Annotated in this window: 14 protein-coding genes; 2 read left to right on the top strand and 12 right to left on the bottom strand. The window is 50.3% G+C overall.

Going from position 1 to position 16,431, the window contains the following annotated elements; genetic code table 11:
* Positions 1 to 13 precede the first annotated feature (13 nt).
* On the bottom strand, positions 14 to 742 hold the full coding sequence (locus tag OES20_07005) for a DUF4197 domain-containing protein (GenBank protein ID MDH3634438.1): 729 nt from the start codon (positions 740 to 742) through the stop codon (positions 14 to 16).
* Positions 739 to 1,341: an HAD family hydrolase gene (locus OES20_07000; GenBank protein MDH3634437.1), complete on the bottom strand. Its 603-nt coding sequence runs from the start codon at positions 1,339 to 1,341 to the stop codon at positions 739 to 741. The genes OES20_07005 and OES20_07000 overlap by 4 nt, the downstream gene beginning before the upstream one ends.
* An 80-nt stretch (positions 1,342 to 1,421) precedes the next feature.
* Here OES20_07000 and OES20_06995 point away from each other — a divergent pair, with 80 nt between their 5' ends.
* Positions 1,422 to 1,904, top strand: coding sequence for a peroxiredoxin (locus OES20_06995; GenBank protein ID MDH3634436.1), 483 nt, complete (start codon positions 1,422 to 1,424; stop codon positions 1,902 to 1,904).
* A gap of 12 nt (positions 1,905 to 1,916) precedes the next feature.
* On the top strand, positions 1,917 to 2,555 hold the full coding sequence (locus tag OES20_06990) for a class I SAM-dependent methyltransferase (GenBank protein MDH3634435.1): 639 nt from the start codon (positions 1,917 to 1,919) through the stop codon (positions 2,553 to 2,555).
* Here the strand turns inward: OES20_06990 and OES20_06985 are convergent.
* From OES20_06985 to rseP, 10 genes are all read right to left on the bottom strand, one after another.
* On the bottom strand, positions 2,548 to 3,567 hold the full coding sequence (locus OES20_06985) for a tRNA pseudouridine(13) synthase TruD (GenBank protein ID MDH3634434.1): 1,020 nt from the start codon (positions 3,565 to 3,567) through the stop codon (positions 2,548 to 2,550). The genes OES20_06990 and OES20_06985 overlap by 8 nt on opposite strands.
* On the bottom strand, positions 3,567 to 4,232 hold the full coding sequence (tsaB, locus tag OES20_06980) for a tRNA (adenosine(37)-N6)-threonylcarbamoyltransferase complex dimerization subunit type 1 TsaB (protein ID MDH3634433.1): 666 nt from the start codon (positions 4,230 to 4,232) through the stop codon (positions 3,567 to 3,569). The genes OES20_06985 and tsaB overlap by 1 nt, the downstream gene beginning before the upstream one ends.
* 59 nt (positions 4,233 to 4,291) lie before the next feature.
* Positions 4,292 to 4,822, bottom strand: coding sequence for a hypothetical protein (locus OES20_06975; GenBank protein MDH3634432.1), 531 nt, complete (start codon positions 4,820 to 4,822; stop codon positions 4,292 to 4,294).
* A 23-nt stretch (positions 4,823 to 4,845) separates the two neighbouring features.
* A complete protein-coding gene (locus OES20_06970; GenBank protein MDH3634431.1) occupies positions 4,846 to 9,810 on the bottom strand; it encodes a tetratricopeptide repeat protein in 4,965 nt (1,654 codons plus the stop codon).
* Positions 9,811 to 9,875: 65 nt separating this feature from the next.
* On the bottom strand, positions 9,876 to 10,646 hold the full coding sequence (lpxA, locus tag OES20_06965; GenBank protein MDH3634430.1) for an acyl-ACP--UDP-N-acetylglucosamine O-acyltransferase: 771 nt from the start codon (positions 10,644 to 10,646) through the stop codon (positions 9,876 to 9,878).
* The gene (gene fabZ, locus OES20_06960) at positions 10,643 to 11,086 is read right to left on the bottom strand and encodes a 3-hydroxyacyl-ACP dehydratase FabZ (GenBank protein MDH3634429.1); all 444 of its coding nucleotides are present in this window, start codon (positions 11,084 to 11,086) and stop codon (positions 10,643 to 10,645) included. The genes lpxA and fabZ overlap by 4 nt, the downstream gene beginning before the upstream one ends.
* Before the next feature lie 34 nt (positions 11,087 to 11,120).
* Complete coding sequence (gene lpxD, locus OES20_06955) at positions 11,121 to 12,143, bottom strand: UDP-3-O-(3-hydroxymyristoyl)glucosamine N-acyltransferase (GenBank protein MDH3634428.1); 1,023 nt, start codon at positions 12,141 to 12,143, stop codon at positions 11,121 to 11,123.
* 52 nt (positions 12,144 to 12,195) lie between these two features.
* Positions 12,196 to 12,726: an OmpH family outer membrane protein gene (locus OES20_06950; protein MDH3634427.1), complete on the bottom strand. Its 531-nt coding sequence runs from the start codon at positions 12,724 to 12,726 to the stop codon at positions 12,196 to 12,198.
* Positions 12,727 to 12,734: 8 nt separating this feature from the next.
* The gene (gene bamA / locus OES20_06945) at positions 12,735 to 15,044 is read right to left on the bottom strand and encodes an outer membrane protein assembly factor BamA (protein ID MDH3634426.1); all 2,310 of its coding nucleotides are present in this window, start codon (positions 15,042 to 15,044) and stop codon (positions 12,735 to 12,737) included.
* A 2-nt stretch (positions 15,045 to 15,046) separates the two neighbouring features.
* A complete protein-coding gene (rseP, locus tag OES20_06940) occupies positions 15,047 to 16,426 on the bottom strand; it encodes an RIP metalloprotease RseP (protein MDH3634425.1) in 1,380 nt (459 codons plus the stop codon).
* Positions 16,427 to 16,431 lie beyond the last annotated feature (5 nt).

Here is a 16,431-nt window from a genome sequence, read left to right as displayed (position 1 = left end):
GGCAAATTCGGCGCTAATCCAGGCTGCCAAAAACACGCCGCAATAGCTCGGTGGTACGTGCCGCGGGATTGGCGCGAATCCTGCCTTCTTCGTCCGCAATTAACACAAAAAGCCCCGCTATCGCCCGGTCGGTCGCATAAGACTCAAGATCAGGATCCACATCGTCCACCAGTGGCAACTGGTTATACTTGTTAACGATATCGCCGTAGTATCGAGTTGCCTTGGTCTGCTGCAGCGTGTCACTGACAATCGGTAGAAATTGCCGGCGCAGCTCACCACCCGTGGTCCGTACCAGGTACTGTGTTGCCGCGTCATCCGCACCGTTTAATATCTCGAAGGCATCTTGAATGGTCATCGAAGTTATCGCTTTTATAAATATCGGCTTGGCTTTGGTCGCGGCTTTTTCCGCACCACGGTTGAGCTGCTTGACAAATCGATCGACATCATTGCCCAGGCCGATTTTTCGCAGAGCCTCTTCCACCTTGCTGACTTCGGGGGGAAACTCGATTTTTAGCCGCGGATTGCCATAATAACCGTCTCTGGCCGATGCAATAAGAGCGCCCTTCGAAATTCCCTGTGAAAGCGAATCCTTGAGCGCAGCCGCGACCTCGGTTTTCGTCAGCGGCACGTCTTCGGTGCTATCGGTAATGATTTCATAAGCCTGCCGCAAGTCCTTTTCCGAGCAACCCGCTAGCGCCAGCACTGTGAACACAACCGCAACCAGACTTGTTATATTTTTCATAGGTACTCTATCAGCTCACCGAGTTCTTCAACCCGGATATCGGTAAATTCAGACCAGTCTACATCGCCGCGGGTATCCAGGTGTACCGTCGCCACACCCGCGCCCTTGCCAGCTTCAAGATCATACAGATAATCGCCGACCATTACAGTATCGTCCGCTTCGGCCTGCCACAGATCCAGCAATTGCCTGACGCCATCCGGTGACGGTTTCGGCATGCAGGCGTCGCGATCCAGAATGTGATGCAGCGGAAAAAAGTGATCGATCTTACAGGCCTGCAAGGTCTGCTTGACGACCGGCATGGTATTGCGCGTCAGGATTGCCAGCTGGCGACCATTATCATGCAATTTCTCCAGCAAATCACTGGCGCCCTGCATCACGGAGGCCTTACCCGCATAATAGAACTCGAGCTCGTTCAGGGAATCCCATAACGGTTCAGCCTCGCCTTCCGGCATGGCATGCAGGGCTTCTAGGATCGGTGTCTCCGGTGCCAGTCCCAGTTCGCGGCGTATGTGGTCAAAATCGTGCGCGCTCACGGTCAGGGTACCGTCCAGGTCAAAGATCCAGTGACCACGATGTTTGAGCAGATCAGGTTGCTGCATAAGGGCATCCATTATCGTTGGGAATTACCGGATTTCAAGGTAGTATCACGGTTCAACAATTTATCAAAAAGGAGTCGAATATGACAATCCAGGTGGGCGACAGATTACCCGCGGTCGATGTACAGCACAAGACCGACAGCGGCATCGAAACAATTAACACCGGCGAGCTGTGCGCCGGTAAAAAAGTGGTTCTGTTCGCACTTCCCGGCGCATACACACCAACCTGCTCGGCATCCCATCTGCCGGGTTACGTCGTCGCCTCGGATGAGCTGTTTGCTAAGGGCGTCGACCTGATTGTGTGTCTCTCGGTCAATGACGCCTTTGTCATGGATGCCTGGGGCAGAGAACATAATGCCGATGACTGCGTCATGATGCTGGCAGACGGCAGTGCCCATTTTACACGCGCCGTGGGCCTCGAACTCGACCTCGATGCAGCAGGTATGGGACTCCGTTCACAGCGCTACGCAATGGTAGTCAACGACAACGTGGTTGAAGTGTTGAACGTGGAAGCACCCAAGCAATTCGAAATCAGTGATGCGCAGACTATTCTGAGCTGTCTTTAAAAGTCATGCAGCATGCCTGATCCTAAAGGACCCAGTGAATTCGTCGACGCCGCCTATCATCTGGATGACGAGGCCAGTATGGTCGAGTTCTACCGGAAATGGGCCGCCGACTATGATCACCAGATGCTCGATGAGCTCGGCTACACATCGCCAACGAAAATTGCCCGGCAACTGTGCGATAACCTGCCCGATACCGATTCGGAAGTATTCGATGTCGGTTGCGGCACCGGCTTAACCTGTGTGTATCTGGCAGAAAAAGGATATACCAACCTTGATGGCATCGATCTCTCGCCCGACATGGTGCGTGTCGCCGGTGAACGCGGCATCTACCGTGAGCTGCTGGTTGGTGATATCAACCACAAGTTGGAACGCGATGACGCGAGCTATGACGCGGTCATTTCATCGGGGACCTTTACCCATGGTCACGTGGGTCCGGAACCCCTCGACGAAATATTTCGAATATTGAAACCAGGCGGCATTCTGGCCTGCACGATCCACCAGGATCTCTGGGAGTCGATGGGATTCGAATCGAAACTGGAGTCCCTGGTGGCTGCAGGTACCGCGCACCAGGTCAGTTGTGAAATAGGCAGTTACTACAAAGATCGCGAATCCGAAGGCTGGTTCTGTGTTTATCGAAAATTGCCTAGCTGACGTCCCGGGCCTTGATGAAATGTTCGAGTAACGTGGTCATATAGCATCCGGACGGTAGATCCGCCTGTAATAGCAGCGATCGGTTCCCGGCATCGTAGTCATAACTGAAGTTATCGACCACGGCACGCAAGGCGCGCATCTGTAATTTCGCGCCCTGCTGATCGAGACAGCTCGTGATTTCTTCACATTCAGCATAAACCCGTGCCTCGATCGAACGGGGTTCTCCGCTCAACAGGTTTTGGCCAGTGCCGTAAAGGCTTCCGGTACACGCAATATCCAGCAGCCGGTATCTATCGAACAGTGTATCATCGAGCGTATCAGTGAATATCGAGTGCGTTCCGCGCAACATGAATACATCTCCGTTCAACGGCAGATCCCAATGCCCGAGGTGAATACGCTGGGCCAGAACCCGGTTAAACAGGTAACTGCGCAATGCCGATATCAGCAGGCTCCTGCGGGACCGTTTTAGCCTGCGGCGAGGTAATTCGTTGAGCGCCAGTTTGACGTTGTCCTGCCGGCGACCAAATCGCTGTGTCCCAAAATAGTTTGCAAATCCCCGCCCGGCGATTGCGTCAAGTTGTTCACGGGCTGGTTCAGAAAAGTCGACGACGTCGTGTAATCGTACCTTGAAAGCGTTGTAGCTGTGGCTTCCCGGGCGCAGTTTGCGGGTGTGTCGGGCCTGTTTTAAAACCTGGTATCCGCTACCTTCAATCAACCCGCATGCCGGACTTTTACCCGGCAAATGCAAGCTTAGCCATTGACGGGTGAGCGCGTGCTTATCCTTGAGTCCACTGTATCCGATTAATTTTGGATCGAGCGAGTAATCCCTCGCGATACAGTCAATCAGTTCCCGCGTGCTAAGTCCACTCTTTTCAACCAGCAGGAAGAGGTGCTCACCCTCTCCTGCGGGTTCGAATCCGAGTTCCTCGCTTACCTCGAAGTCACCGGGCCTGGATTTGAAAACAGCGCTTGCAACCACCGGGCCATAGGGAAATACCGGCTCATGCATCATCAAGGTCGAGCTTTTTCGGCAACCTGGTTGCGAAGGTAATTGATATTGATCCGGCCTGCATCAACCACGAGACCCCGATCGATCGCTTGTTTTGCAAGCTTGAGTAGTGACCTCGCATCGGGCAATAATCCGCTATCAACTGGAAACACGACACTATCGCGTAACGCGTCGAGCCAGCCATGTCCACCACCGAATTCGATTGCCGAATCGATTACAACCTCGCTTAAGCTGCTTAACCGCTCCGTTCCAACGAGCTCGGCACAACCGTCCCCGCCTCGATGATAAACAGCCCAGTATAACTCCTGCATCCGCGCGTCCAGCGCTACCAGCGTACTATCGTAGTCGGTTCGATCCAGGCAAACCTGCGCCAGAACCGCCAGTGTTGAAACGGGTACCAGCGGTATGTTTAACGCGAGCGCAATTCCCTGGGCCTGAGCGGCGGCAATACGAATACCGGTAAACGCGCCCGGGCCATTACTGAAAGCACAATGCGAAAGCATCGACTTTTGCAGGTCAGACGTGGTGATCACCCGGTCCATCATTTCGGGTAACAGCCGCATGTGCCGGCGCGGAGCAATTTCAAATTCGTGAAAAATCACGCCATCGTCGCGTAACAACGCGGCGGAGCAGGCCTCGGTGGAAGTATCGATGGCGAGAATATTCACGCCGGTATGATAGGGGAAATCCCCTGATTTTGGCTAGCAGCCCTTTCCGGCCGTACGGTTCAATTCAGTTGCTTGATAACCTGTCCGGCATCCTTGCGCAGCGGATGATTTGGGTTTTCGTCGATGAATTGCCGCATGATAGCCCGGGACTTTTGTTTCTGACCCAGGCCGGCCAGGCTGATACCCTTACCAAACAGGGCATTCGGGCGCATGGCGCTTTGTCGATAGGTGCTGAGAAAACCGTCAAACAGTTCCACGGCCGATTCCAGTTCACCTTCGTCCATCATATTCTGCGCCTGGCTGAAATCTTCCAGTTCCGCCTGAAAACGCTCGTCCTGGGTTAAATCAGCTTTCCAATAGGGTTTCAATAGCGTATCGGTCGATTCTGCACCCCGAATTCCCGCGACGTAGGTCTGGGTCGATTTGGCAGACTGCTTTTGAGTTGGATTATATGACTTCAGATGGGTCCATACCGATTTAAACAAACCCTTGAACACGCTATGGGAGCTGGTTTCGTTAATCGTAGTCGCCGCCTGGGCGATAGTTGGCAGGTTGAAAGCAAAAACGCCAACAAACAATAATATAGTCACAATTTTCTTCACAATTTTAGTTCCTATTGGCTCAGAAGTTTACTAAACGCATCATACTCTTTTTTCAGATCTGCGTTCAACTGAATCGCCCTCTCGTAACTGGTTTTCGCCTGCTTTAAATCGCCAGCCTTGTACTGCGCCATTGCCAGGTTGATCCAGATACCACCATCGTCACTGTCCAGTTCAGCCGCCCGCGAATAATTCTCAATCGCCTTGTCATACGCCTGCTGCAGGAAGTACAGGTTACCCTGGTTGGTCTTCACCGCACTATTGTCCGGTGCAAGCTCATCCAGCGCTTCAAACGCTATCTCTGCATCTTTATATAGACCATAACGGGCATAAAGAATAGCGATCTGCAAGCGCGCCTTAATATTACTGGGGTCATTGGCCACCATGGTTTTGTAAGGCAATACCAGGCGATCGATGCTTTTTATCAATAATTCGTTTCGCGCCTGTTTTACCAGGGTTTCGGTACGCCTCTTTTCGGGCATTTTGATCGAATAGCTGGCCTTGCGCAGGGTTACCGGTTTATATTCCTGCCAGGCTTGTTCCAGATCAATGATACTGAGCTCACCCGCTGCCAGCGCCGCCTGGTATTTGTTCGCGCCCTCAGCCCAGGCCTCGATGAAATTGGTATTGATCATGGTCGCTTCCAGCGGTATCCACACCCTGTCATCCTTGAAAGCAATTAAACTGCTATCCTGGCTGATTAAACCTGAGTCGCTCGCGGCAATGCCGGTATCAAACATCAGGAATAAATGCCCGGGTATCTCGATCAATGCGGTTTTAACGCCGAGGTTTTCAAGGCCTGCGGAGAGCAATACCGATAAATCATCACAATCGCCGCTCTTCAGGTGCAGGGTTTCGCGCGGAAATTGCACATAGTCAATTTGATCGTCGCGTAAATCGGCAAAAGGGGTATTGGGATCGATAATGTAACTGGTTCCTGCCGCCGTCAGGCTGCTAAAAAACGCCATCGCCGAGACCAGTTTGTTGTTTAGTGGACCCGGATCTGGTTCAAAGGCATTTGCTACCTGGCGTACATAATTTCTAAGAGTGTCATCCTTTGGCGTTACGAATGAACCAACCATAGCCGGATCACCCCAGATAATCGCATTCTTTCCATATATCGTCATCGGCTGAGTCAGCGATATCTCGTCTTTCTGACCATCTTGCGAGTAAACAAGTTTGACTTCCACCTGAACACCGGTGTCTTCGTCCACTTCAAGGATCTTATTGTTGAAGGTCGCTTTGATCGGGATCTCCTGGATTTCGTTTCCCTTGATCGTCGCAATATCGACTGAAGATGGGAAATCCATAAACTCCTTTATCTCAAACGATAATTTCAGGTTTTTATAGTCGGTAGCTCCAGCATTTTTCAGTTTCACGCTGCCGATTGGCTGATCCTGGTATTTTTTATAGGCAGCCGAGAACAACCTTTGCAGATTCAAATCCGACAACAATAGCTGGGGTGCATTGTTGGCGAATTCGAGTGACTTCTTGCGTTCGGCAAAAGCCACGTTCAGGATCGCTCGATTTTCTACTGACGGATCCAGTGCGACCGCTTTTTCGAAGGCCATGACCGCCTCATCAAACAAGCGCCGTTTACGATAGAGATTGCCCAGGGCAGCATGGGGTTCTGCCCACGACGACCGCATGACCGCAGCCTTTTCAAGATGTTCGCGCGATGCATCGAACAAGTTGGCATCCTGATAAACTCGACCGATGCGATATTGAAGTTCAGGTGATGCCGGATCGAGGTTGATCGCCGTTTTCAGAAATTCAATAGCCGAAACGATCTTGCCCTGTTGATTGGCGATATCAGCCTGCAGCATCAGTACATCAATGTCCTCGGGCGACATACGCGCAACGGCTTCAGCATGGATCCTAGCGGTTCGATAATTGCGAGTCGCAAACAGTCCCTGCGCATATAACTTCTGTGCCAACAACGAATTGGGTTGCAGCACTACTGCTTTATTGAGGTAGACGTTGGCGTCCGGGTATTGCTGGCGTTCAAGTTCTATTTTGCCAGCAAGCAGGTATAACTCGAAGGCTTCGGGATTATGCCCGATGCCCTTAGCGAGAGCCTTTACTGCCTTCGGGAGCTGATTGATTTCTGAATAAGACCGTGCAAGCGATACCCAGACATCTGTGAGATCTGGCTTGTCATTACCAGCACGGGTTAAGCGTAATATCGCCTCCTTGTGATTACCCTGTTTTGCCGCAATTTTACCCAGCAGATAATGACCATCGCCTTTGGTATCCTGCTTCCCAGACAGTTTCAGTGCAATCGCCTTGGCCTCCTGATCACGATCCAGCTTGAGTAAAGCGTTCGCCTTGCCGACAGCCGCCTGGCCAGATTTGGGTTGTACGCTGAGTATCGCCTCATATTGGGTAAGGGAATCCTCATAGCTGCCAAGGTTGTAAAAATCCATTGCAATTCTGAGTCGTATTTCATGCTCATCCGGATTGGTTCTAACAATGGTCTGATAAGCCGTTCGGCCCTTGTCGGCCAAACCCGCGTCGATATAGGCTCGACCCAGCAAATACCGCAGCTCGACATTTCCCGGATGTAACGCCAGGCCATCTTCGGCACAGCCGACAGCGCCTATCGCATCAGCGAGTTCAAGGCTTATCCGGGTGCAAATCATATAGGGTTCCACATCGGGTGGGTTTCGTTCCAACAGAGCTTCGATTAATTCGCGGGCATCGAGGTACTGCTCGAGATTGTATAAGGCCAGTACCTGATAACGAATCGCCTTGTCGCGGTAGGATTCAACTGCTTCCAGTTGCTTGAACTCGGTAATCGCCCGCGTATAGTCCTTTATCTGGTAAAGGCTCAAACCAAGTATGTTTCGCGCATCGGCATTGTCTGGTGCAATTGTCAACAAACGATCCGCGAGTCTGACAACTTCGTCAAAATTACCTGCAAGGTAAAGCGAGGCAATTCTCTGGAATGAATTTTCCTTGGGTGCCGATGGCGATGCCCTAATTTCATGCGCACTCACTGACACAACCCTGAACCAGCTATAACTTCCTGCCGAGCTAACCCAAAGTGTTTGATTTAGATCGTAACTATTTGAAATCGCCTCAAATGGCCCTTTGCTATCCTTAGCACCCTGGATTTCATACCAGGCAATAAGCGGTGATTTACTGCTACTCCATTTAAGCTTGATCAACGTATTATCTGCCGAGATCCTTAATCCAAAGGCAGCATCGGGATATTCGAGTAAATCGAAGCGAGTGTTCGTTTGTAATTCGGAATCGTATACGTAGACACTGTTTTTGGCACCCGAATCCACCGATACCGAAGTTGCCTGCTTAAAATACGCCGCGGTTCCATTTTCACCTCCGGCACCAAATACCTGGTAAGGCTTCAATTCTTTGTAAACGATCACCGAGAAATCATTGAATTCGGTACTGGCGAGCGCATAGAGTCTATCCTGCTTGTCAATATCCAGTCCGTAAAACTTGTTTATCTTGTGGATCGGTCCACTATCGATATCGATCGTCGCGATCTTTCTTCGATCCTTACTGATCACATAGATTTTGCCCAGGGTACCGCCATCGGCAACATAAAGATTTTGCTTACTATCGACTACGATCGGTCCGATTTCGATGAAAAGACTCTCTTCACCTTGACGGGATTTGATTTCTTCGAGAAATTTTCCATCGGCAGCAAATACCTGCACCCGATTGTTACCCCTGTCGGCAACGTAATATAAACCGCCATGTATGAAAACATGACTTGGTTGCTTAAAATCTCCAGCCGCTGATCCACGCCGTCCAATCGAAAATACATGTTTGCCGTCGTGATAAAAGGCATGCAAATAATCCCTGTCGAGTACCGCGACTGTTTGATCACCAACATCGATTGAAGAAGGTTTCTTGGCTAATTCGGCAAACCTGCCCAGTTCCGTGCCATCGGATCCTAAAATAACGATACCCTGGTTATTTGGCTTGATGCACAGGATTTTGTCGTCGATAAAAGCCTTGACCACCGCACACGATGCCTGAGTCCTGGCACCAATCTTTATCCTGTCCCTGGCAAGCGGGGCCTTGAAACGGGTTTGATCCAGCTGATATACCTCAACTTTGTTATTTATTTTGTCGAGTACCGCGAGTTGTCCAAGCGCATTGACAGATAGATAGCTGATATCACGGTATTGCCTACGTTCTTGACCGAATACTCCAAATACGTCCAGCATCTTTTTTTTGCGCCAGTCAAAAATCGATATTCGATTGCTTACCCGGTCGCCGAGATACAGATTTCCATTCAGGTCCGTAGTCATCGCGCTTATTTCTGGAACATTGCCGAAAAGTTCTTTTAGCTCGCTGAACTTGATCCGCGATATCAGCTTTCCATACAAATCGAATATAGACAGGCGATCCGTGCCTTCGAGGACGTATACGTTTTCCTCGGCGTCGATGCTGACGTGGGTTGGTTTTAGTAGCTCGCCAACGCTGGAATCATGCTTGCCAAAACTATGCAAGTACAGACCCTGATCGTTAAATACGCTGATTTGCCTGTTTTTTACATCACCGACATAAATATTCCTATTGATCGATGCGGTGATCGGCCCGGGAGCTTTGAGTTCACCCGGACTGCTACCGGACCGGGAGAACCGGGTGATCAGTCTCAAGTCCGAATTGAGAATAGCAACCTGACTCGAGCCTTCGTTAACGACGACAAGGTTACCATCAGGCAATACTCCTATTCCGCCTAGATCGAAATCTGAAAATGCCGAGGGTACTAAACCGTTAGCTTCAATCTTGCCGTCGGCAATCTTTAAAATGGTTCCGTTTTCCTGGCTGGTTAGGTAAACGATACCATCATCGGTGAGTTTTAGTCCTGAGGCATTTTTCAATGCCTGGATATGCTCCTTCGCCTCGATGAAATGCAAGATTTCAAACGCCTGGGCCTGGCCTACCAGAATGGACAGGAAAACCGCGTAAACAATACCCAAAACTCGGGGTGGTACTTTCATGATTGTGCTCTTCGTTGCTACAGATGTTCTCGTTTTTTAAATATTATACTATTTCGAGAAACTCACTAACTGGCTATTCCTCTCTTACTATTTTTAACAAAATCGACGAATTCTTTAACCTCTGGGTACTGATCACATAGAGGCTGCAAATTCTCAAATGCCTGCTGCTTAGATCCTTTAGATTTTAACAGTTCACGAAATGATTTATGCAAGGCGCGTATTAAATTCTCGGAAAAACCTTTTCTTTTTAGTCCCTCTTTGTTAATTCCGACAACCCTGGCACGATTTCCGGCCGCGGTAGAAAAAGGTGGGATATCCTGGGTAACAACCGAGCCAAGGCCACAAAAAGCCTTGCTTCCGATCCGGGTAAACTGGTGCACCGAGGTAAATCCCCCCAGAGTCGCATAGTCTCCTACCTCAACATGCCCGGACAGCGAGGCAGCGTTGGCAAAAACAGTGTGGTCACCAACGACGCAATCATGCGCAACATGGCTATAGGCCATAAAAAGGTTATCGCTACCGATCAATGTTACCCCGTTACCTTCATCGGTGCCGCGGTTGAGAGTCACGAATTCGCGGATTACGTTACGATCGCCAAGTTCCAGCCTGGTTTGTTCACCCTGATATTTTTTATCCTGCGGCGCTTCCCCAACCGACGAAAACTGGAAAATACGGTTATCCCGTCCTATGTTGCTCGGGCCCATAATTACAACGTGGGGGCCGATTACGGTTCCCGATGCAATCTCCACGTCCGCTCCGACTATACTATAGGCGCCAATTTCAACGTCCTGCGCAATGCGTGCGCTGGCGTCGACAATAGCGGTTTCGTGGATCATGGATTACGGTCCTGGGCAGAACACATCATTTCAGCCTCGGCAACGACCTCCCCGTTTACGCTTGCATGGCACTGATACATGCCGATACCTCGCATATTGCGACTTAGAGAAATACTCAATACCAGTTGATCACCCGGAACGACCTGACCTCTGAATCGAGCCTTGTCAATGCCGACAAGCATGTAAAGCTTGGATTTATGCGCGTCCCCCATCGACGAAAAAGCGAGCAACCCGGTTGCCTGTGCCATCGCTTCGAGTATCAAGACTCCAGGCATAATAGGATGGCCCGGAAAATGCCCCTGGAAAAAGGGTTCGTTGATCGTAACATTCTTGATCGCCGTCAAACTTTTCCCCTGCTTGAATTCGCTAACCCGGTCCACCAATAAGAACGGATAACGATGCGGCAACAATTCCATCACCTTGTGAATATCAAATTCCAAATCAGTTCCTCAGTTAATCCAGCCTGCCCTTAAGTTACTTGCCTGTTTTATCAAGCCTGGTCACGGTTTGCGCCAGTTTTTCCAGCGATTTGTAGCGCGCGTTGCAACGGTGCCAAAGGCTATTTTCCAGTAACGGTGTACCCGATGAGTAAACGCCTGGTTCACGGATATCTTTTGTCACCAGAGACATCGCGGTGATCGTCACATTATCCGCCACGCTGAGGTGCCCCAACACGACCGCGGCTCCTGAAATCTTACAGTGGCTGCCAATAATTGCACTGCCGGCAATTCCGACGCAGGCTGCAATCGCAGTATGTGCGCCGATATGCACGTTATGGGCTACCTGGATCTGGTTATCGAGCTTGCACCCATGCTCGATAATCGTATCGTCCAATGCACCTCGATCAACGGTTGTGTTGGCACCTATTTCGACATCACCCCCGATATAAACGCTCCCGAGTTGCGGTATCTTTTCCCATCGCTGCTCATGCATCACCAGCCCAAAGCCATCAGAACCAATTACTACCCCTGGGTGCAATATGCAACGATCTCCCAGGGTTACCGATCGACCCAACGTAACACGACTATGCAAAAGGCACTGGTTCCCGACAACCACTCCAGCTTCAATTATTGAACCGGCCCCGATCGAGGTTCCTGCGCCCACCTCAACATCATCCTCGATTACAACCTGGGCACCGATTTTTACCCCACTGCCCAGGCTGGCGCTATCGGCTATTAATGCGCTCGGATGAATATTGTTGGTAGCGTCATGTGTCGATTCGATCTCAAGCGCCTTTATCGCCTGTACAAAGCTGTATTGAGGATTCTCGGAAAGCAACAACGACTTGCTTTCAAGCTTCGCTGCGAGTGCTGCCGGCAGAATAACAACGCTGCAGTGACTGGTGCTGATTTCATCCAGGAATTTTCGATCCTGAATAAAACACAATTCGCCGGGCTGTGCCGACTTTGGAGAAGCAACACCGTTGATCTCCAATCCGGCTTCACCGCGATACTCGAGTTCCAGGATCTTGGCCAGTTGTTGCAGGTTTAGACTCATGATCTGGTGGCGATTGGTCCTGGCGTGGTATCAGTGCAGATCGTTGAAGAATCTATTGCGCTTCTTCGCCGGATTCTGAAATCTGCTTCAACATTTCGATGGTATCTGCGGTAATATCGATCCGGTCAGAGACATAGCTGACCCCTTCGGTCAGTATCAGATCGAACTTTTGATCATCGCCCTGCATTTTTAGAACCTTGGAAATGACCTGCTGCAACTCGCGAATCTCTTCGTTACGTCGCAAATTCTGATCTTCACGAAATTCCTGCTCGAGGAATTTCAACTGGCTCACCTTGAGCCTGATTTCACGTTCGAGCTTTCGGCGAGCGTTGGCACTTAGCGTGCTATCCGATTTCAACTGGTCTTCAAGTGCAAGAATTTCCTGGCGTTTTTGTTTTAACTGGGCTTCACGAGGCTCGAATTCCGCCTTGAGGCGCTCTTCGACCCGGCGTGCCTGCGGTGCTTCTTTGAGCACGCGAGCCGTGTTTACAAAACCTATTTTGTAGGTCGGCTCCTGTGCAGGTACCGGCTGAAAAAACAGCAAAGCAGGCAATATTAAGAATGAGTAGATGAAGCGCTTCAATGTATTCTCTAAAATGTTGCACCCAGCAGGAATTGAAAGTTTCTGGTGTCATCACCAGATTCATCATTAACCGGAAACGCATAACTGAACTCGATCGGTCCGATAACCGAGAACCACTTGGCCGACAGGCCGACCGATTGTCTTAACTCGTCCAACTCGTAAGCATCGACATCTTCAAATACATTCCCGGCGTCGAAGTATACCCCAAGCCTGAAAGTTTCTGAACTGCCGAGATACTCGAGAGGAAACAGGACTTCCGCTGAGGTAACAACCTGGAAATTACCACCAAGAGGATCATCGGTGCTGTCCAGTGGACCCAGGCTGTTTTGTTCATAACCCCTGACGGAGCGCGGGCCACCGGCGAAAAACCTTTCATAGATCGGCAGGTCGTCGTAATCCTCCAGGCCTTCACCATAGCCTATTCTGCCCTTGAAAGAAAAGGTGAAGGTTTCGCTTAACTTATAGGCCGTTTGGTGACGGTATCTCACTTTATAGAAATCGAGATCCCCGGTCTGAACTTCCAGGCTGACACTGTTGAGATGTCCCGAATCAGCAAAGACTCTTCGGTTACGAGTATCCTTGGCCAAACCAACGGTGCTGAAGAAGGTATCGAAAGTTTCGTCTTCAATCTCGGACCGAGGTGTTGATTCGTCGTACTCGTCACTGTTGGCAATAATAAATTCGAATACCTCGTCGGACGATTCGCTGCTGGTCTCGATTTGAGTTTGCAGTGCGCCGGCCTCGAACCTGAGTGTATTAAACTCGGACAATGGAATACCATAATCGACTGACAGACTGATGCGATCGAGCAGATAATTACTGGTATTGTTTTCTGACGCATCTGTTTCGGCAAAGGAGAAATTGAAACCTCGACTAACCCCGTTGGCTGTGTAATATGGATTCTCATATTTAAAACCATAGCGCTCCGTCGAGGCGGAGTTATCAAACGTTAAGTCAACGGAGTTACCGGAGCCAAAAATATTCTCGTGTTTAAAACCAAGATTCACTATTACGCCCTGCACCTGGGAATAACCGACGCCGAGTGACAGGTTGCCTGAAAATCGCTCAACCACTGTCACTTCGATATCAACCTGGTCCTCGACACCGGGAACTTTTTGCAGGCTGAGATTAACCGTTGCAATGTAGTTCAACCGCTGCAAGCGAACCTTTGAACGATCGACTTTCGAGCGCTGATATATCTCTCCTTCGAACTGGCGCATCTCTCTTCGCAACACGAGATCCTTGGTTTTTTCGTTACCGTAAAAATTGACATAGCGAACCCGCATTTTATTACCCGGTATAACAAGAAACTGCAGCGAAACCGTTTTATTCTCCTCGTCAATTTCGTTCCGGACCCTGATTTTAGCGAAGGCATAACCATCTTCACCAAGGCGCTTTTGCATTGTCTCGATTACCTGGTTAATTTTCTTACGCGAAAAAACCTCCCCCTCACGAATATTTATTAGCGCCAATAATTCAGCGGCATCGACCACCAGTTCTCCGCCAACCTCGAGTCTGCTAAGCTTGAACTGCTCGCCCTCGCGAATACTGATAGCAATGCTGAAGTCCTTGCGGTCCGGGCTGATGGTAACCTGTTGAGAGATGACGTCAAACTGGATAAACCCCCGATCAAGGTAGAATGATTTGAGAGTCTCCAGGTCGGCAGATAGCTTGGTGCTGGAGTACTCGTCGGACGGGAACATACCGGCGCTGGATGGTTCCAGTTCGAAAAGATCGAGTAACTCTTCTTCGTCGTAGGTTTGATTACCGGTGATATTAATCGACCTTATAGTTGCTGACAGACCTTCGGATATGCTGATATCAATAGCCACGCGATTCTCATCCAGAACACGCCAGCTGGCCTCAATCCTGGCCGCATATTTACCCAGCGAGTAATAAATCTGTTGTAACTCCAGTTCAAGTTTTTCGAGCTGGTTTTCGTTGAATATTCTGCCCTTGGACATTCCCACCTGGTCCAGTGCCTGTTCCAGTGCCTCGTCTTCAATATCGTCATTACCTTCAAAATTAACTTCGGCAATCGACGGCCGCTCGACCACCTTGATGATCAGGGCATTACCGCTTCTGAGCAATTCAATATCGTCAAAAAAACCGGTAGAGTAAAGTTCACGGATGAGTTCGGGCGTGTTGTCCGTATCGAGGGCCTCACCCACATTGACTGGAAGATAGCTAAGGACCGTACCGACGGTAATCTTCTTGTTACCGATAACCTCGATACTTTCGACCGTAAAACTGTCAGCATGCGCCCAGCAGGAAATCGTCCACAGCGCCACTGCACCGACCCAGATGGAAATTCTCAAAATTATTCTACCAGGCGCAACAAATCGTTATAAATTGCGATGGTCATCAGGCAAAAAAGCAGCAAAATGCCAATCTTTTGCCCGATAATCTCGGTTGCCTCTGATACGGGACTGCCTTTTATTGCTTCAACCAGATAGTAAAACAGGTGACCGCCGTCCAGCATCGGCACCGGTAGCAGGTTTAAAACACCGAGACTAATGCTGATAATTGCGAGGAATCCCATAAAGGGTTCCAGTCCAATGCGCGCCGAGAGCCCGGCATAGTGCGCAATCGTGATCGGACCACTGAGGTTTCTAACGCTTGCCTCCCCGGTCACGAGCTTACCCAGTACCCGAAGGGTAAGCCAGGTCATGCGCCAGGTCTTGTCCAGGGCTTCTGTTAGCCCATCCAGTGGTCCGTAGCGCTCGGTCACCATCATTTCGAGACGGATCGACTCGGGTATTTCGATTCGGTTGCGAACGCCGATGTAGCCATAGGTTTCGCCGGCCTCGGTACGACTTCGCGGCATCAATCTCAGTTCAAGTTCCCTGCCGTCGCGTAATACCCTAAGCTCCATCTCGATGCCGGCATTATCACGAATTAAATCAACCCATTGCTGGGCGCTTTCGATCTTAATGTTATCTAGCGCCAGGATTTTGTCTTCGGCGCGTAAACCGGCCTGCTGTGCAGCGCCATCGGGGAGCACTTCAGCGATAATGGGTGGAACCCTGGGCCTCCAGGTAGACATGCCGAGGTCCCGCATCAGATCGATCTGCTCTTCCTGAAGCAGCTCCAGGTCGCTTATATCAATCACCTTGTCGCGAATTTGTAAATCCTGATCCTGTACCTGCAGGACAAGCTCCTCTGCACTCACCGATTCCTCCAGCATTGCGAATCGGGCTCGCTCCCAGGTCCTGGTTTTGAGCCCATTGACCGAGAGTATAAGGTCACCTTGCTGAATCCCAGCTGTATAGGCAGGGCTCGGATTATTGATTTCCCCGACAACCGGTTTGAAACCGCTGACACCAGACAGAAATATCAGGTAGTAGGCGACAATGGCAAACAGGAAGTTAAATGCCGGTCCAGCCGCCACGATCGCAAAGCGACGCCATAATGATTTTCGATTGAAAGCCCGCTCCAGTTCGTGTTCCGCTACGTCGCCTTCGCGCTCATCCAGCATCTTGACGTAACCACCAAGGGGGATCGTGGCAATCACGTATTCAGTTTCATCGGCACCGGCTTTTTTGAGCCACATTGGTTTGCCAAAACCAACCGAAAATCGTAATACCTTGACGCCCAGCTTGCGAGCAACCCAGAAATGACCAAATTCGTGCACGGTAACCAGCACGCCGATTGCCACTATGAAGGCGAGAATACTGTAGATAATGCCAAGGAAGTCCATATTGC

It is taken from the genome of Gammaproteobacteria bacterium, from assembly GCA_029862005.1.
Lineage (GTDB): Bacteria > Pseudomonadota > Gammaproteobacteria.
The sequence above is the reverse complement of the archived record's forward strand: the minus strand, read 5'-3'. Positions and strand labels throughout refer to the sequence as shown.